The sequence below is a fragment of the Sorangium sp. So ce185 genome (assembly GCF_051526825.1).
GTDB lineage: Bacteria > Myxococcota_A > Polyangia > Polyangiales > Polyangiaceae > Sorangium > Sorangium cellulosum_D.
The window spans coordinates 9,456,962-9,481,603 of sequence record NZ_CP150316.1; the positions used below are offsets into that span (position 1 = coordinate 9,456,962).

Here is a 24,642-nt window from a genome sequence, read left to right on the forward strand (position 1 = left end):
GTTCTCCGGTGCTCTTCCCAGCGGCGGCCCTCGGGGCGGCCGCGCTCGCGCGGACGGCGTTCCGCGCCCTGCGGCGGCTCGATCTGCGCGGCCGGGTCGTGGTCATCACGGGCGGCTCTCGCGGCCTCGGGCTGCTCCTCGCCGAGGAGTTCGGCCGGCACGGCGCCCGGGTGGCGATCGCCGGCCGCGACCCGGGGGCGCTCGAGCGGGCCGAGCAGCGGCTGCGGGCGCTCGGCGTCGAGGTGCACGCGGTCGCGTGCGACCTCGGCGATCGCGCCGCGGCCGAGGCGTTCATCGACGGCGCGGCGCGCGCGTTCGGCCGGATCGACGTGCTCGTCAACAACGCCGGCGTGATCCAGGTGGCGCCGATGCAGGACCTCCGCGTGGAGGAGCTCGACGAGGCGATGCGCTCGAACTACTGGAGCGCGGTCTACGCGACGGGGCGCGCGCTGCCGCACCTGGAGAAGCAGGGGCGCGCGGCGCGGATCGTGAACGTGACGTCGATCGGCGGGCGCGTCGCGGTGCCGCACCTGCTCGGGTACAACGCGTCGAAGTTCGCGATGATGGGCTTCTCGGAGAGCCTCCAGGCCGAGCTCTCCTACGGCAGCGCGCGGGGCCCGCGGGTCACCACGGTGATCCCCGGGCCGATGCGCACGGGGTCGATCTACAACGCCGAGTTCGGCGGCGACCCGCGGCGCGAGTTCGGCTGGTTCGGCCTGGCCTCGTCGATCCCGCTCGCGACGATCGACGCGCGGCGCGCGGCCCGGCGGGTGGTGGCGGCGGCGCGCGAGGGGCGCGCCGAGGTGAAGCTCGGGCTGTCTTCGCACCTGCTCAGCTGGGCGCACGGCGTCGCGCCGCAGATGACGGTGCGGCTGATGGGCCTGGTCAACGCGCTCCTGCCGGCGCCCCGCGGCGCCGCGGGGACGACGCGGGGGCGGGATCTGCGCGCGCCGGCGCAGGGGTCGGCCCTGCTGCGCCTGAGCAACGAGGCGGCGCGGCGCAACAACGAAGCGCCGCCCGAGGCGGCGCGGTGAGAGCGGAGCGATGAACACGCGCCGCGGTCGCCGCGCCGGCAGTTGGCCGTAGGCTGTCTTGGCAAAGGTTGCTAAGGGTGGTCTCCTCAGCCCGAACCACGAGAGAGGGACCGTGCCGAAGCACACCAAGAAGGATCATAGGGAGGGCGCTCCGTCGGCGACGGGCGCACCGCAGCAGGCCTCCGCTGGGCGCAAGCTCTTCGGCACCGACGGGGTGCGCGGCGTGGCGAACCAGCCGCCGATGACGCCGGAGATGGCGCTGCGGCTCGGGCGCGCGATCGCCTTCGTCGCGAGCCACGGGAAGTCGCGGCAGGTGCGGGTGGTGATCGGGAAGGACACGCGGCTGTCCGGCTACATGCTGGAGACGGCGATCGCGTCCGGCGTGTGCGCGATGGGCGGCCGCGTGATGCTGAGCGGGCCGATCCCGACGCCGGCGGTCGCGCAGCTCACGCAGAGCATGCGGGCCGACGCCGGGGTGGTGATCAGCGCGAGCCATAACCCGTACCAGGACAACGGCATCAAGATCTTCGGGCCCGACGGCTACAAACTGCCCGACTCCGCGGAAGAGGAGATCGAGCGGCTCATGGAGAGCCACGAGCTCGACGAGGCCCGGGTGGTGGGCTCGGCGATCGGCAGCGCGGTGAAGCTCGACGACGCGCGGGGCCGGTACGTCGTGTTCTGCAAGAGCACGTTCCCCACGGCGCTGTCGCTCGACGGCGTGAAGATCGTGGTCGACGCGGCGCACGGGGCGGCCTACCGCGTGGCGCCGTCGGTGTTCACCGAGCTCGGCGCGCAGGTGACCGCGCTCGGCGTGAAGCCGAACGGGCGCAACATCAACCGCGAGACGGGCGCGCTGCACCCGGAGCACGTGAAGGCCGAGGTGCTCAAGCGGGGGGCGGCGATCGGCATCGCGCTCGACGGCGACGCGGACCGGGTGATCATGGTCGACGAGCGCGGCGAGGTCGTGGACGGCGACGCGATCATGGCGCTCTGCGCGCTCAGGATGCTGCGCACCGGGAAGCTGCCGCGGAACACGATCGTGACGACGGTGATGTCGAACCTCGGCCTCGAGCGCGCGCTCAAGGCGCAGAACGGGCACGTGGTGCGGACGGCGGTCGGGGACCGCTACGTGGTGGAGGCGATGCGGAACGGCGGCTACTCGTTCGGCGGGGAGCAGTCGGGGCACCTCATCTTCCTGGACCACGCGACGACGGGCGACGGGATCGTGGCGGCGCTGCAGGTGCTCGCGATCATGATGGAGGAGGACAAGCCGCTGAGCGAGCTCGCGTCGAAGGCGATGCAGCGGGTGCCTCAGGTGCTGGAGAACGCGACGTTCCCGACGCGGCTGCCGCTCGACAGCATGCAGCGGACGCGGGTCGCGGTGGATCGCATCGAGAAGACGCTCGGGGACAAGGGGCGCATCCTCGTGCGGTGGAGCGGGACGGAGCCGAAGCTGCGCGTCATGGTCGAGGGCGAGGACGCGTCGACCATCGGGGCGTACGCGCTCGAGATCATCGAGGCGGCCAAGCAGGACGTGGCGGGGGCCACGGCGTAGCCAGGGCTGCCCGGCTCCCGGGGAGGGTGTCCGCTGGGCCTGCCCGGCCCCCGGAGAGGGTGTCCGCTGGGCCTGCCCGGCCCCCGGCGAGGGTGTCCGCTGGGCGGGGTGGGGGCCCCGCCGAACTCGGCGGAGACATGGGCCATCCGGCAAGCCGGATGACCCATGTCTCCGCCTCAAACATCGGCCCATCCCCCACCCCGCCCAGCGGACACCCTCTCCGGGGGCCTACCGTCGTCCGAGGGATGCCCGGCGTTGGCTAGAGCGAAGGCCGCCCGCACAGGAGACGGGCCCAGATCGGCGTTTTCGGCGCGCAAGCGTGCTCCAGCACGCTGAGCACCGAAAACGTCGAGATGGGCCCGTATCCGAAGCGGGCGGCCTTCGCTCTACAGCGCGCGGCGCATGAAGAGGTCTTCCAGCGTCTCGCGGCGCGGCGTCACCTCGACCACCTGCGCGCCCGCGGCGAGCGAGCGCTGGAGCGCCTCGCGCACGCGCGCCTCGCCCTCGACGTCGACCACCACGACGTCGCCGCGGCGCGTGGTCGCGAAGCCCAGCGCGCCGAGCTCCTCGAGGAGCGACTCGGGCGCGCCGGCCAGCATGACGTCGGTGCGCAGCACGTCGCCCCGGAGGAGCTGGCGGATCGCGCCGCTCACCACCACCTGGCCCTCGCGCAGGATCGCCACGCGATCGCACATCGCCTCGACGTCGCTCAGGATGTGCGTCGAGAAGAAGATCGTCCGGCCCTGATCGCGCTCCGCGAAGATGAGATCGCGCACCTCCTTGCGGCCCACCGGATCGAGGCCGCTCATCGGCTCGTCCAGGATCAGCATCTCGGGATCGGCGACCAGCGCGGCGGCCAGCCCCGTGCGCTGCAGCATCCCCTTCGACAGCCGGCGCACCTGCCGATCCGCCGCGTACGCGATCTTCACCTGATCGAGCACCTCCATCGTCCGCCGGCGCAGCGAGGCGCCGCGCATCCCGGACAGGCGGCCGCAGAGCTCCACGAACTCGCGCGGGGTGAGGTAGGGGTAGACGTACGGGTTCTCCGGCAAAAAGCCGATCTTCCGGCGCGCCTCGGGCGACGGGACGCGCGCGCCGAACAGGTACGCCTCGCCGCCGGTCGGGGCGATGAGGCCCGTCAACATCTTGATCGTCGTCGTCTTGCCGGCGCCGTTCGGCCCGAGGAAGCCGAAGATCTCGCCGCGGCGCACGCCGAAGCTCACCCCCTTGACCGCCTCGACCGCACGCCGGCGCAAGAAGCCCACCCGGAACGTCTTCAGCAGGCCGCGGACGTCGATCAGCAGCTCGCCGCCCGGCGCCTCCCCGCCGGAGCGGGACGGCGCGGCGCGCTCGCCGCGCTCCTCGATGATCGCCTCGCCGCCGCTCACGCGCCCTCCTCGCCGTCGGGGCCCTCGCCCGGCGCGCCGTCGCCCGGCCGCGCGCGGCCGCGCGCCGTCGCCGCGCTGTACTCGTGCAGCTTGTACTGGATCTTGCGCGGGCTGATCCCGAGGATCGTCGCCGCCTTCGAGGTCGAGCCCTTGCACGCCTCGAGCGTGCGCAGGATCGCGTAGCGCTCCAGATCGTAGATCGTGCTCCCCGGGACGCGCGGCATCGCGTCGGACGCCTCGGCCGGCTCGGACGACATCTGCGCCGGCAAGTGCCGGGGCTCGATGCGCGCGCCGTCGCAGAGCACCGCCGCCCGCTCGATCGCGTTCTCCAGCTCGCGCACGTTGCCAGGGAACGAGTAGCTCGTCAGCGCCGACAGCGCCTCGTCCGTGAAGCCCTCGATCCGCTTGCCGTTCTCCTGCGCGTAACGGCCCAGGAAGAACGTCGCGAGCTCGGGGATGTCGCTCCGGCGCTCGCGGAGCGGCGGGATCTCCAGGGTGACGACGTTGAGCCGGTAGTAGAGATCCTCGCGGAACAGACCCTCGGCGATGCGCTGGCGCAGGTCGCGGTTCGACGCGGCGAGGATCCGCACGTCGACCTTCAGGGTCTCGTTGCCGCCCACCCGCTCGAACGTGCGCTCCTGCAGGAAGCGCAGGAGCTTCACCTGCGTGGCGAGCGGGATCTCGCTCACCTCGTCGAGGAACAGCGTGCCGCCGTTCGCCTGCTCGAAGCGCCCCTCGCGGCGGCCGACGGCGCCGGTGAAGGCGCCGCGCTCGTGGCCGAACAGCTCGCTCTCCAGGAGCGACTCGCTCAGCGCGGCGCAGTTCAGCCGGACGAGCGGCGCCTTCGCCCGCGGGCTCGCGCGGTGGATCATCTCGGCGATGAGCTCCTTACCCGTGCCCGTCTCGCCCACGATCAGCACGCTCGCGCGGCTCGGCGCCACCTGCTCGACCAGCCGGAGGAGCTTCACCATGCTCGGGTGGCTCGCGATCACGTGGCCGAACGCGTTGCGCTCGCGCAGCCGCTCGCGCAGCCGCGAGTTCTCCTGGAGCAGCCGCGCCCGCTCCACCGCGCGCTCGACCACCACCGCGAGCACCGAGAAATCGAGCGGCTTCGTCAGGTAGTTGTACGCGCCCTTCTTCACCGCCTCGACCGCGCTCGAGATGGTGCCGAACGCCGTCATGACGACGAACGTCGCGTCGGGCAGCGCGAGCTGCGCCTTCTCCATCATCCGGATGCCGTCGAGCCCCGGCATCTTCAGGTCGGTCAGGACCACGTCCGGCGCGAACTCCTCGAGCTTGCCCAGCGCCTTGAAGCCGTCGGCCGCGGTCTCGGTCGTGTACCCCTCCTCGCGGAGGATCTCGGAGAGCGCCGCGCGCGCGTTGGCCTCGTCGTCGACGATCAGGATGCGCCCCCGGGATGCCATGTTGATGGCCTTTCCTAGCATGCGCGCCCGCCGGATTGGGCAGCTGCGCGGCCCGGCCGAGCGGCGCCGGGGCCGCGGGGCGCCGCGGCCGAGCACGTTTGCGACCGGGTCGCCGGGGACCGGAGCGCGCAATCCGGACGAGGCGCGACGGAGGCCCGACGATCCGCGCCTCGCCGCGGTGAGACCGCACTTATCGAGCCCTGCGGCGCGGCTCGTCGGGGATCTGCCATCGACGAAAACCGCTGTTTCGTGGGCCGCCCGGGATGGTACAACGGGCCGCGCGCGAGGTCCCCACCGTCCCGATTGGCGGGCGTTTCCTTGTTCGATCTCGCGGATGAGGCTCGATGCATACGCTTCGGAAGGTGTTCGGCGACAGGCCCCGGCGCGCTGCGCTCACGGCGCTGCCGCTCGTCGGCTCGCTCACGCTCGCGGGCGCTGCCGAGGCGCAGCAGCCGCAGCCGCCCTTCGGACCTCAGCCGCTCCCGGGCCAGCCGGCCCCGCCCAGGCCGTTCGGGCCCGAGCCTCCTCCCGCGCAGCCCGGCCCCTTCGGCCCGCAGCCGGGCTTTCCGGGCGACGCGCCTCCGACCCAGTTCGGCCCCCAGCCGGCGCAGCCGGGCTTCGGCCCGCAGCCGGGCTTCCCGGGCGACGCGCCTCCGACCCAGTTCGGCCCCCAGCCGGGCTTCGGCCCGCAGCCGGGCTTCCCGGGCGACGCGCCGCCGCAGTTCGGGCAGCCGGGGCAGCCGCCGCCGGACGCGAGCTTCTCGTTCGGCGCGCAGGCGTCCGTCGGCGAGCAGGGCGCCCAGGCGAGCGCGACGGCGCCGCGCTCCACCGCGTGGGACGAGGAGGAGCGCGCGCTCTCGCTCACCGCGCAGCCGAACCTGTGGGGCTCGACGGGCCTCCTCAGGACGTCGTACGCGGGCTCGGGCGCGCCGGGCACCTTCCGGGTGTCGTTCCTGCTCGACTGGTTCTCGACGAGCGGCTTCCTCTGCGATCCGGCCGAGTCGACGCTCGCCGGCCACCCGATCACCTGCGGCCCCGACGCGCGGGAGGACTCGGCGAGCCACGTGGGGGCGCTCTTCGCGCTGAACGCGACCCCCCTGCCCTTCCTCGAGGGCTACGCGGCGATCCGCACGTTCGCGAACGCGAACGATCAGGGCCGCCCGCGGCTCTTGCAGGTGCTCGGCGACACGACGTTCGGCGTGAAGGCGTTCACGCCCACGAAGATCGGCAAGCCGCTCACCTTCGGCGGCGAGGCGCAGCTGCTCCTGCTCAACGGCACGGGCGACGTGGGCCTGGCCGGCGGCGGCACGAGCGCGGTGTTCCGCGGGCTCGCGACGCTCGATCTGCGCAAGCCGCAGGGCAAGGGGTTCCCGCTGCGGGTCAACCTGAACCTCGGCTACAAGCTCGACAACTCCGGCCAGGTCGTGGAGGAGGTCGAGAAGGAGCGGGCCAAGGCGTTCACCGACGGGCGCGATCGGCAGCCGATCTCGCGCATCGAGCGGTTCGGGCTCGGCATCAACCGGGTCGACTTCTTCCAGACCCACCTCGGCGTCGAGGTGCCGCTGCCGAAGGTGCAGCCGTACCTCGAGTACACGCTCGACATCCCGGTGAACCGGCAAGGCTACGAGTGCCACACGAGCCGCGTGTCGCGCGGCGACGTCTGTCTCGGGCTCGACGACTTCGCGTCCCCGGACCCGCAGAGCCAGGGCGGACCGGGCTACGCCGCGGCGCCGTCGCGGCTGTCGCTCGGCGTGCGGGTGACGCCGTTCCAGAAGGCGTTCCGCGGGCTCTCCGGGCACGCGGCGTTCGACCTCGGCCTGTCGGCGACCTCCGTGTTCATCGAGGAGGTCGCGCCGCAGGCGCCGTGGACGCTGTACCTCGGGATCGGCTACGCCTACGACACGAAGCAGAAGGAGCCGCCGCCGGCCCCTGCGCCGCAGATCATCAAGGAGCCGCCGCAGCTCGTGCCCGCGCCGCAGACGTTCGCGCGCGGCTTCGTGCACGAGCAGAACCGGCCCGACGCGGCGGTGGCGGACGCGATCGTGACGATCGAGGGCGTGCCCCAGCCGCCGTACGCGACCGGGCCGGACGGCCGCTTCCTCACGCGGCACCTCGAGCCGGGGACGTACACGTTCAGCGTCCGGGCGAACGGCTACAAGCCGGGCACGTGCCAGGCGACGATCCTCGCCGGCGGGGCGGCGCCTGGGCAGCCCGGGCCGTTCGGTCCGCAGCCGGGGCCCTTCGGTGCGCAGCCCGGGCCGTTCGGCCCGCAGCCGGGGCAGCCTGGCGCCTTCGGCCCGCAGCCCGGTCAGCCGGGCGCCTTCGGTCCGCAACCCGGGCAGCCCTTCGGTCCGCAGCCGGGGCAGCCCGGCGCCTTCGGACCGCAGCCCGGTCAGCCGGGCGCCTTCGGCCCGCAGCCGGGGCAGCCCGGGCCGTTCGGCCCGCAGCCGGGCCCGTTCGGCCCGCAGCCCGGGCAGCCCGATCCCTTCGGTCCGCAGCCGGGGTTGCCCGGCGCCGGACCGAGCGGGGCGCCGCCGCAGGGGCCGACGTTCGTGGACGTCGACTGCTCGCTCGAGGCGCTGCCGAAGACGGGCAACGTCGTCGGGACGGTGAAGGACGCGGAGAGCGGGGACGCGGTCGCCGGCGCGACGATCCGGCTGACCGACGCGGCGGGCCGCGAGCAGACGGCGACGAGCGACGCGAGCGGCGCCTTCCGCTTCCCGGATCTGCCGGCCGGCGCGGTGACGCTCAAGGTCGAGGCGCAGGGCTACATGAACCACGTCAACCAGGCCGACGTCCGCACGAGCGAGGACACGCGCGCCGCGCTCACGGTGAACAAGCGGCCGAAGGTCTCGCTCGTGAAGGTGCAGGGCAACGAGATCAAGATCTCGCGGCAGATCCACTTCGAGACCGACTCGGCGAAGATCCTGGGCGACTCGAACGCGCTGATGGAGGAGATCGCGGACGTGCTCCAGCGGAACCCGAACATCCGCAAGGTCGAGATCCAGGGGCACACCGACAACACGGGCGGGCGCGAGCACAACCAGACCCTCAGCGAGGCCCGCGCGAACTCGGTGCGCGCCTGGCTGATCCGGGCCGGCGTGGACGGGTCGCGCCTCCAGGCGAAGGGCTACGGGCAGGACCGCCCGGTCGCGCCGAACGTCACGCCCGCGAACAAGGCCAAGAACCGGCGCGTGCAGTTCATCATCGTCGAGAAGTGAGCCGGGCCCGCCGCCGGGCGGATCCGGCGCGCGGCCGCGCCACGGCGTCGCTTGTCGGCGCCGGGGCGCTGCGATAGGGCACGCGCATGATGAAGCAGGTCGTCGCGGGCGCGCTCGCCGTGATCGCGGGGTGCGCGGCGCCCACCCCGGCGCCGGACGCCCGGCCCGCCGAGAGCGCGCGGCCCTCGTCGCCCGCCGCCGCGCCGGCGGACGCGGGCGCGCCGGCGGCTGCCGTCGCCGACGCGCCCGCGTCCTCCGGCGCGGCGCCGGCGCCGCAGCCGGAGGACGCGGGCGCGCCGGCGCCGACGCAGGACGGGGGCGCGAGCGCGGCCGCCGACGCGGCGGCGACGGGCGCTCCCCCGCCTGGATCGCCGCCGGCCGCCGGAGCCGATGCGACCGCGATCGCGACGAACAAGATCCTGCCGCCGCTCGAGAGCGAGGAGCTCACGGCGCGGGCGAGGGCGCTGTTCGACGCCATCGTGAAGAACGAGCCGGCGCTGGCCGACCCGTTCTGGTTCCCCAAGGAGCCGTTCATCCCGCTCAAGGACGTGAAGGACCCCGGCAAGTACTGGGACAACCTCCACGCCGCCTACGCGAACGACGTGAAGGCGATGCACCGGAAGCGCAAGAGCTGGGAGGGCGCGCGGTTCGTCGGCTTCGAGGTCGGCTCCAGGCCGAAGTGGGTGCCGCCCGGCGACGAGGTCAACAAGATCGGCTATTACCGCTCGTTCCACGGCAAGCTGAAATACGAGCTCGACGGCAAGCCGGCGAGCCTCGACGTCCACACGATCATCTCGTGGCAGGGCCGCTGGTACATCACGCACCTCGGCGACTTCAAGAAGCGCTAGGCGCCCGCGCGCCGCGGCGGCATCTCTCGCGGAGACGAAGGACCTCAGGGGAGCGCGATGGAACAGGCAGAGCGCGTCGCGGGCGGGCTGAGGGCGCGGTACGACGCGGTCCGGGCGTTCACGGAGTCGCTCTGCGCGCCGCTCTGCGCCGAGGACTATGTCGTCCAGTCGATGCCGGACGCGAGCCCGGTGAAGTGGCACCTCGCGCACACGGCGTGGTTCTTCGAGGCGTTCGTGCTCGGCCAGCGCGCCGGGTACGCGCCCTTTCACCCGCAGTTCGGGTACCTCTTCAACTCGTACTACGTGACCGTGGGCGAGCGGCACAGCCGGCCGCGGCGCGGGGTCCTGTCGCGCCCGACCGTCGAGGAGACCTACCGCTACCGGCGCCACGTGGACGAGCACATGCGCGCGCTGCTCGACGAGATCGCCGCGGGCTTGCACCTCGATCTCGCCTTCGCGATCGACGTGGGGCTGCACCACGAGCAGCAGCACCAGGAGCTCCTCCTGACCGATCTGAAGCACGCGATGGCGCAGAACCCGCTGCGCCCCGCGATCTTCGGCGGCGCGCCGCCGGGGCGGCGCGGCGGCGCGGCCGGGGAGCTCCGCTTCGTCGAGCACGCCGAGGGCGTGCGCTGGATCGGCCACGGCGAGGGCGGGTTCGCGTTCGACAACGAGGCGCCGCGGCACCGCGTGTTCGTCGGCGCGTTCGCGCTCGCGGACCGGCCGGTGACGTGCGGCGAGTACCTCGAGTTCATGCGAGACGGCGGGTACGCGCGGCCGGAGCTCTGGCTGTCGGGCGGCTGGGACGCGGTCGTGGCGAACCGGTGGGAGGCGCCGCTCTACTGGGAGCAGCGCGACGGAGGGCTCCAGCTGTTCACGCTCCACGGGCTCCGCGAGCTCGACGCCGACGAGCCCGTCTGCCACGTGAGCCACTACGAGGCCGACGCCTACGCCCGCTGGGCAGGCGCGCGGCTCCCCACCGAGGCCGAGTGGGAGACCGCCGCGCAGGGCGCGCTCGCCGCCGCGGGGGAGGTCGCCGGCGGCGCCGCGCCGGGCGAGGCGGCGCTCCAGGGGAACTTCGCCGAGCGCGGGCGCTATCACCCGGAGCCCGCGGGCGCGCCGCCGCGGCCGGGGGCCCCGCGGCAGCTCTTCGGCGACGTGTGGGAATGGACGTCGAGCGCGTACGCGCCCTACCCCGGGTTCCGCCCGTGGCCGGGGGCGCTCGGCGAGTACAACGGCAAGTTCATGAGCAGCCAGCTCGTGCTCCGCGGCGGCTCGTGCGCGACCCCGGCGACGCACCTCCGCGCGACGTACCGGAACTTCTTCCCGCCGGACGCGCGGTGGCAGATGAGCGGCATCCGGCTGGCCCGCGACCTCTGACCCGGGGCCGCGCCGGCGGCGCGCGCCCTTGCCGTGGACGCCGCGCCGGCGGCGCGCCCTTCCTGTGGACGCTGCGCCGGCGCGCCGCCATGGTCTCGGCGTGGCGCCGCTCGTCTCCGTCTTGCTCCCGTACCGGCAGGCGGAGGCGACCATCGAGGAGGCGCTGGAGAGCGTGCTCGCCGAGCGCGACGTCGACCTCGAGGTGATCGCCGTGGACGACGGCTCGACCGACGCCGGCCCGGCCACGGTCGCGCGCCTCGCGCGGCGCGACCGCCGCGTGGTCCCGGTCGCGACCGGCGGCGTGGGCATCGCGCGGGCGCTCGCGCGCGCGGCCGAGGCGGCGCGCGGCGAGCTCTTCGCGCGCATGGACGGCGACGACATCTCGGTCGGCGGGCGCCTCGCGCGCCAGGCCGAGGCGCTCCGGCGGGATCCGCGGCTCGCCGTCGTCGGCGCCCGCGTGGAGGCGTTCGCGGCCGGGCCGGTCGGCGAGGGCATGCTCCGCTACGTCGACTGGCTGAACTCGATCCTCACCCCCGAGGATCACGCGCGGGAGATGTTCGTGGAGTCCCCGCTGTGCCACCCGTCGGTGATGCTGCGGCGGAGCGCGCTGGAGCAGGTCGGCGGGTTCCGGGAGGCCCCCTGGGCGGAGGACTACGACCTGTGGCTGCGCCTCGACGCCGCCGGCGCGCGGATGGCGAAGCTCCCGGAGCTCGGCCTGCGCTGGCGGCACCGCGAGGGCCGCGCGACGTTCGCGGATCCGCGGTACGCGATCGCGCGGTTCCTCGAGGCCAAGGCGCACTACCTCGCGAGGAAGCTGGGCGCGGCGCGCCCCGTGGCGGTGTGGGGCGCGGGCAAGACGGGCAGGCGGCTGGCGAGGGCGCTCGCCCGGAACGGCGTGAGGCCGGAGCGGTTCATCGACATCGATCCGCGCAAGATCGGCCGGATCGCGCAGGGGGCGCCGATCGTCGATCCGTCGCGGCTCTCGCGGGGCGCGCAGACCGTCGTCGTCGCCGTGGGGGCGCGGGGGGCGCGCGCGCTCATCCGCGAGCACCTCGCCGCGCGCGGCTTCGTCGAGGGCTCCGACTATGTGTGCGCCTCCTGAGCGCACGGCGCGCGGCGCGCGGACGCAGGGCGCCTCTTTGCAACCGCGTGCTCCGGTGGGAGGATTCGATCCCACAGCGATGCGCGTCCCGGTGCTCACGAGCAAGCTCGACTTTCCTCCGCCCGAGCGCGCGACCCCGGAGGGGATCGTGGCCGTGGGCGGCGAGGCCTCGCCGGAGCGGCTCCTGGCCGGCTACCGCCGGGGCATCTTCCCGTGGCCCCACGACGGGCTGCCGCTGCTCTGGTTCTCCCCGGATCCGCGCTTCGTCCTGCCGCCGCGCGAGGCGCACGTCCCGCACTCGCTGCGCAAGCGGGTGCGCCGCGGCGGGATCGAGGTGCGGACCGACACGGCGTTCGCGGACGTCATGCGGGCCTGCAGCGCGACGCCGCGGCCAGGGCAGGACGGCACGTGGATCACCGAGGAGCTCATCGGCGGGTACACGGCGCTGCACGCCGCCGGGGTGGCGCACAGCATCGAGGCCTGGTCGAACGGCGCGCTCGTCGGCGGGCTCTACGGCGTGTCGCTGGGGCGGATGTTCTTCGGCGAGTCGATGTTCGCGCGCGCGCCCGACGCCTCGAAGGTCGCGTTCGCGACGCTGCTCGGGAACCTCGTCGCCTGGGACTTCGCGCTGGTGGACTGCCAAGTGTACACCGACCACCTCGATCGCTTCGGCGCCGTCGAGTGGCCGCGGCGCGAGTTCCTCCGCGCGCTGAAGACGGCGCTCGACGCCCCGACGAAGATGGGGCCGTGGCGCTTCGACCTCGAGCCCGCGCAGGCGATCGAGCGGCTCATCTCGCGGTGATCGCGCCCGAGCCGCGCGCCGCGCCGTCCGAGATGAGCGCCGCGCCGTCCGAGCCGCGCGGCCGGGCCCTCGGCGCTACGAGCGGCCCTCGCCCGCGTCGTCCTTGATCTCCCGGAGCAGCTCCTCGATCCGCCGCTGGGCGTCGGGGCCCTCGTCGTAGAAGAACCGCAGCGTCGGCACCACGCGCAGGCCCATGGTGCGGGCGACGTCCCTGCGCAGCCGGCCGGACGCCGCCTCCAGCCCCTTGAGCAGCGCGCGGCGGGACGCCGCGTCCTCCGCGCCGAACTCGTGGCGCACGTGGACCTTCGCGCTCTGCAGGTCGTCGGTGATCTCCACGCGCGACACGAGCACCCCGGCGATCCGCGGATCGCGCAGATCCCGGAGCAGGTTGGACAGGTCCTCGCGGAGCCGTTCGGCGACCCGCGTCGCCCGCTTCACCGTGCCGCTCATTCGTCGTCCTCTGCGTCCTCGAACCTGTCCGAGGCCGCTCCCAGATCATCATCCCCGCGGCCGAGCGCCTGCTCGATGCCGCCCTGCACCCCCGCTCCCCCCTCGCCGAACGGCACGATCTCGGTCGCGCGGTCGGTGAGGACGGCGTGGGGCAGCGACCCGGCCATCGCGGCCACGTCCGCGAGGACCCGGTCGCACATGGCCGCCGAGTTCGAGACGACCGCGACGCCGAGCGTCGCCCGCCGCGGATCGTCGAGCACTCCGACCTCCGCGATCGACACGCGCATCCGGCTCTGCGCCCGCTCCTTCAAGGAGCGCACCACGCTGCGCTTGTCCTTGAGGGAGCGGGCCCCGACGATATCGAGGCGGAGACGGAGGACGCCGACGAACATCTACAGGCTCAGAGCTTCGTCTTGACCTCTTCGATCTCGAAGCTCTCGACGATGTCCTTCTCCTTGATGTCCGAGTAGCCGTCGAGCGAGATACCGCACTCGAACCCCTCGACCACCTCTTTCACGTCGTCCTTGAAGCGGCGCAGCCCCGAGAGGCGCCCCGTCCAGATGACGACGTTGTCCCGGATCAGGCGCGCCTCGCCGGTGCGCTTCACCGAGCCGTTGATCACCATCGAGCCGGCGACCGTGCCCGCCTTCGTGATCTTGAAGACCTGGCGGACCTCGGCGCGGCCGAGGACCTTCTCCACCTTCGTCGCGGGGAGGAGACCCTCCATCGCGCTCCGGATGTCGTCGACGGCGTTGTAGATGATGTTGTAGAGCCGGATCTCGACGCCCTCGTTCTCGGCCAGCGCGCCGGCCTTGCCGGCAGGCCGGACGTTGAAGCCGACGATGATCGCCTTCGACGCGACCGCCAGGTTGACGTCGCCCTCCGTGATGCCGCCGACGGCGCCGTTCACGATGGTGACCTTCACCTTCTCGGTCGAGAGCTTCGCCAGCGCGTGGGTGATCGCCTCGACCGAGCCCTGCACGTCGCCCTTGATGATCAGCTTGAGCTCGAGCTGATCGGCCTCCTGCAGGTTCTTCGTGATCGACTCGAGCGAGACGCGCGAGTCCTGCGGGATCAGCGTCTTCGACGCCTTCTTGCGGCGGGTCTCGGCGATCTCCTCCGCGGTCTTCCCGTCCTTGACGGCGTGGACGGGATCGCCCGCGCTCGGCACCTCGTTGAGGCCGAGGACCTCGACGGGCGTCGCGGGGCCGGCCTCGGCGACGGAGCGCCCGAGCTCGTCGGTCATCGCCCGGACCTTGCCCCACGCGGCGCCGGCCAGGAGGATGTCGCCCGTGCGGAGCGTGCCGTCCTGGACCATGACGCGCGCGACCGGGCCGCGGCCGCGATCGAGCAGCGCCTCGATGACGGTGCCGCTGGCGCGCTTCTTCGGGTTGGCGCGGAGGTCCTGGACCTCGGCGAGGAGCAGGACCGACTCGAGGAGCTGGTCGATGCCCTGCCCCATCTTCGCCGACACGCTGCAGAACATCGTCTCGCCACCCCACTCCTCGGGCTGCAGCCCGAGCGCCGCGAGGTCGCGCTTGATCTTGTCCGCGTCGGCGCCCGGCTTGTCGATCTTGTTGACCGCGACGATGATCGGCACCTTCGCGGCCTGGGCGTGCGAGATCGCCTCCTTGGTCTGGGGCATGACGCCGTCGTCTGCGGCGACCACCAGGATCACGATGTCGGTCAGCGACGCGCCGCGGGCGCGCATCGCCGTGAACGCCTCGTGGCCCGGCGTGTCGAGGAACGCGATCGTGCCCCGCTGCGTCTCGACGCGGTAAGCGCCGATGTGCTGGGTGATCCCGCCCGCCTCGCCCTCGGCGACGGTGGCCTTCCGGATCCGGTCGAGCAGCGACGTCTTGCCGTGGTCGACGTGGCCCATGACGGTGACGATGGGCGGACGCATCTCGACGTCCTCGTCGGCGTCGACCCCGGCCTGCATCGCCGCGGTCAGCGTGTCCTGCTCGCTGACGGCCACGTCCTCGACGCTCCAGCCGAACTCGCTCGCGAGGATCTTCGCCGTGTCGGCGTCGAGCGTGCTGTTGATGTTCACGCCCGTCATGCCCATCGACAGGAGCCGCATGAGCACGTCGGTGGCCTTCAGGCTCATCTTCGCGGCGAGCTGCTGGAGGGTGACCTGCTCCTCGATCTTGATGACCTTCTTGTGCGAGGCCATCTCCTGCGTGGAGACCTGGACCGGCTTGCGCGGCAGGGCGCCGCCCGGGCGCTGCCGCCCGAAGGTCCCCGGGCGAGCGTTCCGGCCGCCGGGCATGGACCGGCCGCCCGGACCGAAGCTGGGGCCGCCGGGGCGCGCCTGCTGGGCGTTGGCGCGCGGATCGTAGGTCGTGCGCCGCGCCGGCGGCGTGCCGGTGCGGGCGGCGGGCATCGTGACGCCGGGGCGCCCCTGCCACACCTCGATGCCGGTCTTCGGCGGCGAGGACGGGCGGCGCGGCGCCTGGTTCGCGGGCGCCGCCTCCTCCGGCTTGGCCGCGGTGGCCGCGGGCGCGGACGCCGGCGGCTGCGTCGGCCGCGCGCCGGGGCGGGCCGCGGACGCCGCGGGCTGCGCCGGAGCACCCGGCCGCTGCCCCGCGGGGGGCGGCTGCGTCGGCCGAGAGACCCCCTGCGCCGGAGCGGGCGCCGGCGCCGAGGGCGCAGCCTGCGGCCGGGCCTGAGCAGGCGCCGCGGCAGGCGCGGGCGTCGCAGCAGCCGCGGGCTTCGCCGGGGCCGGCGCGGGCGCAGCGGCCTGCGCCGGGGCAGGCGCGGCGGGCGCCGCGGGAGCGGCCGCTTGCGCCGGAGCGGGCGCAGGCGCCGCGGGAGCAGCCGCGGCGGGCGCAGGCTCGGGCGCCGCGGTGGGCGCGGGCGTAGCGGCGGCGGGCGCCGCCGCAGCGGCGGACGGCGCCGCAGCGGCGGTGGGCGGAGCAGGCTTCGGCTCGGGCGAGGTCACCTTCGTCTCCTCCGCGGGCGCGGGCGCGGACGCCGCGACAGACGCGGGTGCTGCGGGAGCGGGAGCCGCCGGGGGCGGCGGCGCTTCCGGCGCGGGGGGCGCAGCCGCGACGGGCGGCGCTGCCGGGGCAGGCGCGCTGGGCGCGGGCGCGGGCGCAGGCTCGCGCGGGGTCGCGGCGACCACCGGCTCGGGAGCCGGCGCCGGGGGCGCTGCGACGGGAGCGGCGGGCGGCGGCGGAGCGGGGCGACGGACCGGCGCTTCCTCCTGGGCAGCGCGCTCGGGCGGCGGGGAAGCCGGAGCGGACGCAGCCACAGGCCGAGAGGGCGCCGGCTCCGGAACGGCGCGCACGGGCGCCTCGGCCGGCTCGGGCTCAGCCCCGGGCCGGGCGCGGCGCTTCACGACCGTCGGACGGATCCGCTCCTCCACCACCTCAGGCGACTTCTGCCGCTCGAGGTGCCGCTTAACCCGCTCGACGACGTCGGACTCGACGGCGCTCATGTGGTTGCGCACGTCGCCTATACCCATGGACTGGAAGAGCGCGACCAGCGTCTTCTGGTCCATGTTCAGCTGCTTGGCGACCTCGTAGACCCGGACTTTGCTCATGCACCTCGCTCCACGTTAACCAATCCGCCTCACCCATCCGCGCGGGCGACGATTTGCGGCCACTCTGTCCACCGTCGAGGCGCGTCCGGTAGAACCGGACATCGCCGCCCTGCCCCCGACCGCGCCGCCTTCCCCGGTCCCCGGCGCAGTTGCAAGAAGCCGACCGGACCCACTTTCTGACGCCAACCGCGCCTCGCGGCCAGCAAGCTCGCCCGATGGGCTGCCAGGTTGTCCCCCGCCCCCCTCGGACGCCGGCCGAGCGGAAGGCCTGGGGTGCTCGACGTCCACCCCCGCCCTCCCCCGGCCGCGGCGAGGCGCCGGGCCGGCAGGACCGGGCGCGGCCTTCTGCGGCTCGGGGCTCCCGCCCTCCTCGGATCGGGCAGCCGCGTTGCGCGAAGCCCGCCCCTTTCGACCGGAGCCGCCGCGCCCGCCCTCCGCGGGGCCCTCGCCCCGCTCGATGCGGGCGCAGGTGTCCACGACGTGCGCCGTGTGCGCGACGGCGGCGGCGATCGAGGGCGAAGAGATCGCCATCACCGCCACGCCGCGCTCGCGCGGGCCGCCCACCAGGGAGCCGAGCACCTGCTTGCTGCCCCATGCGACGGCGCGCCCCTCTGCGATCGCCCGCCGCACCTCCGGCAGATCCGCGCCTGCCGCCGCGTCGCACGCGACCAGCACGAGGGCGGCCTCGCCCCGCTGGCACGACCCCACGACCGCATCGGCGCCGACCGCCACGCCCTGGGAGCGGACGGCCGCGCGGATGAGCCCCTGGAGCCGCCGCTCCGTCGCCTCCCGGATCCCCCGCGCCAGCGACACGGTCGTGAGCGGCTCCGGCCCGGGGGCGGCGGGCTCGCCGGCGCGCTCGTCACCCGTGCCACCCGTGCCGCCCGGGCCGGCGGTCCCCATGATCGCGTGGACCCGCCCCTTCGCGGCGCGGGCGAGGCCCCGGGCGACCGCGGCCGCCAGGCAGTCCCGCTGCGGATGCACGTGCGCGCCCCGCCCGAACCCGCCGTCGCCCGGATCGACCGCGATCACGCCGCCAGGGCCGAGGATGAGCCGGACGAGCGGACGGGCGCCGCGGGCGTCCTCGACGCCGACGCGCTCCCCACAACCGACGCACGTGCGCACCCGCCCCTTCTCGAAGGGCTCGCGCTCACCCGCGTCGCTCTGTCTGCTCACCGCTGATTCCATCCTTGGCCCTCTGCGCTGCCCCACTCCTTACGCGTGCCTCGCCTCCGCCGCACGGCGGATGTCCGCCCGAGCTGCATCGAGCACCTTCTGCTCGCTCTCGACGAAGTCCCGCGCGCCCTGCTTGATGGCGCGCGCCTTCTTGATGCCGAGGCCCGTGCGGATCGCCAGCCGATCCTCGTCCTCCCGCAGCACGTCCTCCACGCTGCGGTACCCGGCCTCCTCCAGCAGCACCACCGTCCGCTCGCCGACGCCGCGGATGAACATCAGCCGCTCGCGGTCGGTGAGCGGCTCGGTGCGCGAGCTCGCGGAGCGGATGCGCTCCTGCCGCAGCCGCTCCATCGTGGTGTCCGCCTGCGACTTGATGCGCTCGGCGGCCTCGGCGCCGCCGAGGCCCGGGATGGCGGCGAGCTCCTCGACCGACGCCTCGCTCACCTCCTCCAGCGCCCGGAACCCGAGGCGGTACATGGACTTGGCGATCTGCTCGGTCACGCCGTCGATCTGCTGGAGGGCGGAGATCGCCTCCTCCTCCATCTGCTTGAACTTGGTCTCGCTGATGATGTCGAGCTTCCAGTTGGTCAGCTGCGCGGCGAGCCGCACGTTCTGGCCCTTGCGCCCGATCGCGAGCGACAGCTTCTCGTCCGGGACCACGAGCTCCATGCGCCCGTCGGCCTCGTCGACGATCACCTTGTGCACCTCGGCCGGCTGGATCGCGGCGATGACGTAGCGCGCCGGATCCCGGTCGAACGGCACGATGTCGATCTTCTCGCCGCGGAGCTCCTGGACCACGGCCTGCACGCGCGAGCCCTTCATGCCCACGCACGCGCCCACCGGGTCGACGTCCGCGTCGCGGCTCGTCACCGCGATCTTGGAGCGGGCGCCCGGCTCGCGGGCGACCGACACGATCCGCACGATGCCCTCGTAGATCTCGGGGACCTCGGCCTCGAAGAGCTTCTCGACGAGCCGGGGATCGGAGCGGGAGAGGATGACCTGCGGCCCGCGCGCCTCGCGATCGATGTCCTTCACGTACGCGACGATGCGGTCCCCCGGCCGGTACGTCTCGCGCGGCGTCTGCTCGCGGAACGTGAGCACCCCCTCGGTGCGGCCGATGTCGACGATGATGTTGTTGCCCTTCTCGAACCGCCGCACGATGCCGCGGATGAGCTCTCCCTTGCGATCCTTGTACTCGTTGAAGATGAGATCGCGCTCGGCGTCGCGCACGCGCTGGAGCAGGACCTGCTTCGCCGTCTGCGCGGCGATGCGCCCGAAGGTCGTGCGGCCGTGCTTGAGCTTCAGGATGTCGCCGTACTCCTTGTCCTGATCGCGCGCCTTCTCCGCGTCCTCAGGGCGCCAGAAGACCTGGAAGCCGAGCTCCTCGCCCAGGGTCGCGTCCAGCTTGAGCTTGTCCACGTCGTTGATGGAGATCTCGCGCTCCGGCTCCGTCACGGCCTCGACCACGGTCATGTACTGGAAGAGATCGATCTGCCCGGTGTCCTCGTTGAAGCGCGCCTCGAGCTCGCGGGTCGGGCCGAAGACGCTCTGCGCGGCCTTCAAGATCGCGGCCTCGATCGTCTCGACAAGGATCTTCTTGTCGATCCCCTTCTCCTTCGCGACCTGATCGAGGATGCTGCCGAGGCTCGTCTCCGAGGTCGGCATCGCTGCCATCGTTGCCATGACGTCCCTGTCTCCTGATCTTTCTTCTCTCTACTTGCGCTTCTCGGAGCCGCGCTCGCTCCGCCCGGAGGCCGACCCCGGAGCCGCCCCCGTGGACCGCCTGGCCTGCCCCGACTCCTTAGCGGTCTCCTTGCCCTGCCGCTGCCCCTTCTTGGGCTTGGGCTGCGTCGTGAGCTCGAAGACGAGGCGCGCCTCCACGACATCCGAAAACGGCACCTCGATCCGCTTGCCGTCGACCAGGACCGCGACCTGCCCCTCCGGCGCCTGAAGCAGCTCGCCCCGGAGCAGCCGCTGGCCGTCCGGCGCGGGCCGCGACAGCTTCACCTTGGCCGTCTTGCCGAGGAAACGGGCGAACTCGGCCGGGGTCCGCAGCCGCCGGTCGAGGCCAGGAGAGCTGACCTCGAGGTTGTAATGGTTGGGTATGAGATCCTCGACGTCGAGGACCGAGGAGACGTCGCGCGACACGTCCGCGCAGTCCTCCAGCGTGACGCCGCCGCCCGCGTCGGCCGACCCCTCGCGCTCGATCGTGATCCGCAGCGTCCAGCCCGCCCGCTCGGTGGTCCACTCCAGGTCGACGAGCGTCACCCCGTGCGAGGCGAGCACCGGCGCGACCGCGTCGCGAACGCGGCCGAGATCGAACGCGGCTCTGGTCGTAGGCTCCATCGGTTGCGGCATGTGAGAGACGTCACCCTCGGCGGATCCGGGACCTTCCGGCGCCATGAGCCCCGAGCGACGGTGCCCGGCGCCCCTGCGCCAAAAAAAAAGAGCCGATTCCCGAACTGGGAATCCGGCTCGCGGATCCGCCTAGTTGTCGGCGGACAACCTAGTCGAATGCGGGCCTTCATGCAAGGGGGGATACGGGCAAACCGCTCCTGCATTCGCCGGGGATCTCCCCGCCGGTTCGTCTCCCCGCGTCGCCCGCCGTCCGTCACCCGTCGCCCGCCTTCGGGGCCGCGCCGCGTCACCGCCGGGAGGCGGGCCGCCTTACGCCAGATTCGGCAGCGCGACGATATCCACGTGCAGGACCTCCTCGAACGCCGCGATCTCCTTCAGGCAGGCTTCGCTCGGCCGGCCGGTGACCCGCATCTTCGTGCACGTGGCAGTGGCCCCCTCGAAGACCGTATTCGAGATCTCCTCGATGTTGATCCCGTGGCGTTTCATGACGCTGAGCGTGTTCGCGAGCACGCCGACCTTGTCCAGCATCCGGACGACGACCGCGTAGCGCGCGGGCGAGGTCGCGCAGATGTTGACCACGTTGGGCAGGTCCGCCTCCGTCAAGAAGGCGCGGATGATCCGGGCCGTCTCGAGGGCGACCGCGCGCTGGGCCTGCTCGGTCTGCGCGCCGACGTGCGGGGTCCCGTAGACGAGCCCCCGCCCGAGGAGGTGCGACTCGAACGGCGCCGAGCCCTTGTCGGGCTCGCTGGCGAAGACGTCGAGGCCGACCCGCAGCCCCTTGCGCGGGATGAGCTCCTCCAGCGCGGCATAGTCCAGGACCTCGGGGCGCGCGGCGTTCACGACGATGGCGCCGTCGGGGAGCGCCTCGAGGACGCTCCGGCCGACGATGCCGCGCGTCTGCGGGGTGGCCGTCAGGTGGATCGTGAAGATGTCCGAGCGGGCGGCCAGCTCCTCCAGGGTCCGGGCGTAGCTGACGTCGAGCTTGGCGGCGCGGCCCGGGGTCAGCGAGCGCGACCACGCGTGCGGCTCGAGGCCGAAGGCGCGGGCGCGCAGCAGCACCTCGCGGCCGATCGCGCCGAGCCCCGCGATCCCGATCCGCCGGCCGAACAGGCCGCGGGCCGCCGAGTACTTCGTCTTCTCCCAGCGGCCGGCCCGAAGATCAGACGTCGCGTCGACCAGGCGGCGATCGAGCGCGAGGATGAACGCCATCGTCAGCTCCGCGACGGCGGTCGCGTTCTTGCCGGGACAGTTCGCCACGTAGATGCCGCGCGCGCTCGCCGCCGCCACGTCGATCGTGCCCACGCCGACCCCGGCCCGCACGATCAGGTTGAGCTGCCGCCCGGCCTCGATCGCCTTCGCCGTGACCTCCGTCGAGCGAACGACCAGAATGCCGACCCCGTCCAGGGCCGCCGGCAGGGTGTCCCTGGTGAGCTCCGGCCGGGACTCGATCTGGATCCCGAGCACCTTGAGCTCTTCCAGAGCCGAGAGGTCCATCTTGTCGGCGACTAGCAGGCGCATGCGGAAGGGAACGGTAACAGAAAAGCTCTCGCTGACGACGTGCGTTCTGGTCGCCGCCTGCGTTGCCGCCTGCGCGAGCGATCATCAGGTTTCTCCCTGGGGCGCCGCGCGCAGGCCGCACCTCGCCGCGTACGTCGCGCCCCCCGACCTCGAGGCCCACCTGCGCGCCATCGACGTGGAGGCCGCCGAGCTCGGGCTGACGCTCGAGGTCGAGCTCCGCGGCGCGCTCCCGCGCCGGGGGGGCGAGGTGGTGCTGCGCGGCTACGGCGGGACCGACGCGATCGGGCGCCGCACCTCGGCGGTCCGCGTGGCGACCCCGCGCGGCGTGGTCATGGCCGCAGGGCCCCTCGACAGCGGGCGCGCGGACCGCAGCCAGGCGACCCAGCTGATACCGTCGCTCCTCCCGGGCTCGGAGCCCGACGCGACCGAGCAGCTCGGGGCGTTCCGCTCCGGGACCGATCTCAACCGCGACGGCGCGCCGGACGTGGTGCTCAGGAACGAGGCGGGCGCGCTGGAGATCTGGGCCGTGCAGCCGTTCGGCGCGGGCAGGTACGCCGTCGAGCTCGCGGCGCCGCCGCGGTTCGCGCTCGACGTCGACCACGACGGCACGCTGGAGCTCGCCGGCCGGATCGCCGTGGCCGAGGGGGATCCCATCGCGCCGGATCTCCTCGACGTCGCGGGCTTCGAGGGCGGTCGCTACACGCACCGCGGCGGCGCGGCGCGGGCGTTCCACGCGGCGCGGGCGGGAGGCTCGGGCGCGGGCGGCCAGGGCAAGCCGAAGGAGCCGGAGAAGGACGACGCCGCGCGGCTCAGGGGCGCGCTCGAGCGGGCCTGGCACGCGCTGCTCGCGGGCAGGCCGGCGGCCGAGGCGCTCGCGGCCCTCGACCGGGAGCCGGTGCCGCCCGCGCTCCGGGAGGCGTTCGCGGCGCACCGCGCGCGGGTGGCGGGCGCGGCGCCGGCGTCCCCGGGGGGCGCGCCGGCGCAGGAGGGGCCGCGCGGCGCGCCTACTCGTCCGCAGGGAGCATCGGAAACGCCTGACCGAAGGTGACGAGGATGTCGCCCGGGAGCGCGTCGGGCTCCCGGTAGCCGCGCGTGAGCGGGAAGCCCCAGTCGGCGCGCATGACGACGCGGTTGAGCTGCGGGAAGAGGGCCCGGAGCCCGAAGCCCGCCGACTGCTTGAGGCGCAGCTCGCCGTAGCCGTCGAACGCGTCGCCGGCGTCGAAGAAGGCGGCGCCCGCGATCTGGCACGACCAGATCTCGAGCGGGCGCGTGCGGAGCTCCAGGTTCGCGGAGAGCACGTCCTCGCCGATGAACGCCGCCGTCGGGTACCCGCGGAGGCGCGTGTCGCCGCCGAGCTGCGACCTCCGGTTGAGGTAGTTCCGGTAGCGGTCGAGCAGCCGCACGTCGAACACGAGCCGCCCGAGGCCGAAGCTCGGCGTGTGCACGCGCGCGCGCGCCTCGAACGAGGCGTCGAAGATCTGGGAGCGGTCGAACTCGGTGATCGTCTTGATCACCGCGCGCGCGAGGCCGTCGCCGAGCGCGACGGTGTACGCGGCCGCGGCGGAGACCCCGAGGAAGCTCCGGGTGGAGTTGAGCGCGGTCGTGACCGGGTAGATCAGGATCGAGAGCTCGTGCCCGAGCCGGTAGTCCTCCTGCAGCGCGAGCGTGTTGAAGTCGAGCACGCGCGAGAAGCGGGTCGAGTACGTGGAGTACTTGAACGTGGGCGCGACGCGGGTGTCGCTCACCGGCATCTCGCTCGCCTCGAACTCGGCGATCGCGGCCGGCGCGACGCCCGCGGGCGCGTCGATGCGGTAGACCCTGCGGCTCGCCTCGACGCCCACCGAGAAGTCGTGCTTCACGGTGGAGCCGGCGCCGCCGGGCGCGCCGCGGCCGCCGAAGCTGCGCGTGACGGCGTAGCCGCCCACCAGGATATCGCTGCGGTAGCGGTACGGGATGTCATCGTCGTCCGGCGTGGCCGCCGCGTCGAAGGTGGCGAGCCTCGTCCCGATGAAGCGGCGCGTCACCTCGTCGCGCCAGGAGATCTCGGCGTCCCAGGCCCACTCGGCCTCGGTCGCGTAGAGCGGCTGCCCGTACACGAACGCGCCGCTCGAGCCCTCGAGCGCGCCGGTCTCCCGCGAGACGATCGCGTTGAGCTCGGTCCGCAGCCGCACGTGGCTGCCCCCGATGCGCGGCATCGCGTAGGCGACGCCGAGCGAGAGCGCGCCGGGATCGAGCGTGAGCTGCGCCGCGACGGCGTGGTGGATGCCGAACAGGTTCGTCTCGGCGGGCTGCAGGAAGAGGTACTCGAGCTTCCCCCCGGCGAAGCGGTAGTTCGAGTTGAGGCGCAGGCTCCAGACGTCCTTGGTGGCGACCGCGACCCGCACCCGCCCCGGCGCGCTGCCCCGCACGGCGAAGATGAGGACGAGCGAGACCTGGCTCAGGCCGCGCAGGTTGCGCGCGGACTCGTCGGCGAGCGCCTGCTCGTAGGGGCGCCCGACGGCGAGGAGCACCTCGCGCCGGATGACGTACGGCCGCGAGAGCACGTGGAACCAGTTCAGGAAGGACGGAGCGGGATCGCGGTCCTCGATCACCTCGTACGGGACCACGTCGATCCCCTCGACGATCTTGCCCTCGGGCGTGGGATCGAGCGTCGCGCCGAGCCGCGCCAGGGTGCGCTCGATCGTGGCGCGCTCGTAGCTCGAGTAGCCCTCGAGCTGCCGAGGCGCGGCGTCAGCGGCCGGCGCGCTCTGCTGCGCGTGCGCCGCGGTGGCGAGGAGCGCGCCGAGGAGCGAGGGGGCGCAGCGCATCAGCACGATCGATGCGCGCCGCACGAGCCGCT

General features: G+C 73.6%; 18 protein-coding genes. 8 read left to right on the top strand and 10 right to left on the bottom strand.

The window, feature by feature from the left end; all coding sequences use genetic code 11:
* Positions 1-8: 8 nt before the first annotated feature.
* Positions 9-1,034 (top strand): SDR family NAD(P)-dependent oxidoreductase, encoded by a 1,026-nt coding sequence (locus WMF26_RS34660; protein ID WP_437996220.1) that lies wholly within the window; start codon positions 9-11, stop codon positions 1,032-1,034.
* Between the two features lie 112 nt (positions 1,035-1,146).
* Positions 1,147-2,589 (top strand): phosphoglucosamine mutase, encoded by a 1,443-nt coding sequence (gene glmM, locus WMF26_RS34665; RefSeq protein WP_437567393.1) that lies wholly within the window; start codon positions 1,147-1,149, stop codon positions 2,587-2,589.
* A 386-nt stretch (positions 2,590-2,975) separates the two neighbouring features.
* Here glmM and WMF26_RS34670 read toward each other — a convergent pair whose 3' ends face one another.
* Entirely contained in the window at positions 2,976-3,977 is a 1,002-nt protein-coding gene (locus WMF26_RS34670; protein ID WP_437996221.1) for an ABC transporter ATP-binding protein, read from the bottom strand.
* Positions 3,974-5,401, bottom strand: coding sequence for a sigma-54-dependent transcriptional regulator (locus tag WMF26_RS34675; protein ID WP_437332569.1), 1,428 nt, complete (start codon positions 5,399-5,401; stop codon positions 3,974-3,976). Before WMF26_RS34675 ends, WMF26_RS34670 begins: the two co-directional genes overlap by 4 nt.
* 344 nt (positions 5,402-5,745) lie before the next feature.
* Here WMF26_RS34675 and WMF26_RS34680 point away from each other — a divergent pair, with 344 nt between their 5' ends.
* The 5 genes from WMF26_RS34680 (at position 5,746) to aat (ending at position 12,754) form a co-directional block, all read left to right on the top strand.
* Positions 5,746-8,622, top strand: a complete 2,877-nt coding sequence (locus WMF26_RS34680; protein ID WP_437996222.1) for a carboxypeptidase regulatory-like domain-containing protein — start codon at positions 5,746-5,748, stop codon at positions 8,620-8,622.
* A gap of 86 nt (positions 8,623-8,708) precedes the next feature.
* Positions 8,709-9,470 (top strand): hypothetical protein, encoded by a 762-nt coding sequence (locus tag WMF26_RS34685; protein WP_437996223.1) that lies wholly within the window; start codon positions 8,709-8,711, stop codon positions 9,468-9,470.
* Between the two features lie 57 nt (positions 9,471-9,527).
* Complete coding sequence (gene egtB, locus WMF26_RS34690) at positions 9,528-10,850, top strand: ergothioneine biosynthesis protein EgtB (protein WP_437996224.1); 1,323 nt, start codon at positions 9,528-9,530, stop codon at positions 10,848-10,850.
* A 100-nt stretch (positions 10,851-10,950) separates the two neighbouring features.
* Entirely contained in the window at positions 10,951-11,952 is a 1,002-nt protein-coding gene (locus WMF26_RS34695; RefSeq protein WP_437996225.1) for a glycosyltransferase, read from the top strand.
* Between the two features lie 79 nt (positions 11,953-12,031).
* The gene (aat, locus tag WMF26_RS34700; RefSeq protein WP_061621793.1) at positions 12,032-12,754 is read left to right on the top strand and encodes a leucyl/phenylalanyl-tRNA--protein transferase; all 723 of its coding nucleotides are present in this window, start codon (positions 12,032-12,034) and stop codon (positions 12,752-12,754) included.
* A 75-nt stretch (positions 12,755-12,829) separates the two neighbouring features.
* On the opposite strand, the gene rbfA is transcribed toward aat, so the two are convergent.
* From rbfA to WMF26_RS34735, 7 genes are all read right to left on the bottom strand, one after another.
* Positions 12,830-13,204: a 30S ribosome-binding factor RbfA gene (gene rbfA / locus WMF26_RS34705; protein ID WP_437567399.1), complete on the bottom strand. Its 375-nt coding sequence runs from the start codon at positions 13,202-13,204 to the stop codon at positions 12,830-12,832.
* Positions 13,201-13,596, bottom strand: coding sequence for a DUF503 domain-containing protein (locus WMF26_RS34710; protein ID WP_061621791.1), 396 nt, complete (start codon positions 13,594-13,596; stop codon positions 13,201-13,203). Before WMF26_RS34710 ends, rbfA begins: the two co-directional genes overlap by 4 nt.
* Positions 13,597-13,604: 8 nt before the next feature.
* Positions 13,605-16,751, bottom strand: coding sequence for a translation initiation factor IF-2 (gene infB, locus WMF26_RS34715; RefSeq protein ID WP_437996226.1), 3,147 nt, complete (start codon positions 16,749-16,751; stop codon positions 13,605-13,607).
* Between the two features lie 15 nt (positions 16,752-16,766).
* Entirely contained in the window at positions 16,767-17,927 is a 1,161-nt protein-coding gene (locus WMF26_RS34720) for a DUF448 domain-containing protein (protein ID WP_437996227.1), read from the bottom strand.
* 39 nt (positions 17,928-17,966) lie between these two features.
* Entirely contained in the window at positions 17,967-19,610 is a 1,644-nt protein-coding gene (gene nusA / locus WMF26_RS34725; protein ID WP_061622027.1) for a transcription termination factor NusA, read from the bottom strand.
* Positions 19,611-19,640: 30 nt separating this feature from the next.
* A complete protein-coding gene (rimP, locus tag WMF26_RS34730; RefSeq protein ID WP_437996228.1) occupies positions 19,641-20,273 on the bottom strand; it encodes a ribosome maturation factor RimP in 633 nt (210 codons plus the stop codon).
* Positions 20,274-20,594: 321 nt separating this feature from the next.
* Entirely contained in the window at positions 20,595-21,803 is a 1,209-nt protein-coding gene (locus WMF26_RS34735; protein WP_437996229.1) for a phosphoglycerate dehydrogenase, read from the bottom strand.
* Here WMF26_RS34735 and WMF26_RS34740 point away from each other — a divergent pair.
* On the top strand, positions 21,802-22,851 hold the full coding sequence (locus WMF26_RS34740) for an FG-GAP repeat domain-containing protein (protein WP_437996230.1): 1,050 nt from the start codon (positions 21,802-21,804) through the stop codon (positions 22,849-22,851). The genes WMF26_RS34735 and WMF26_RS34740 overlap by 2 nt on opposite strands.
* Here the strand turns inward: WMF26_RS34740 and WMF26_RS34745 are convergent.
* Entirely contained in the window at positions 22,808-24,610 is a 1,803-nt protein-coding gene (locus tag WMF26_RS34745; protein WP_437996231.1) for a hypothetical protein, read from the bottom strand. The two genes, WMF26_RS34740 and WMF26_RS34745, sit on opposite strands and share 44 nt — an antisense overlap.
* Positions 24,611-24,642 lie beyond the last annotated feature (32 nt).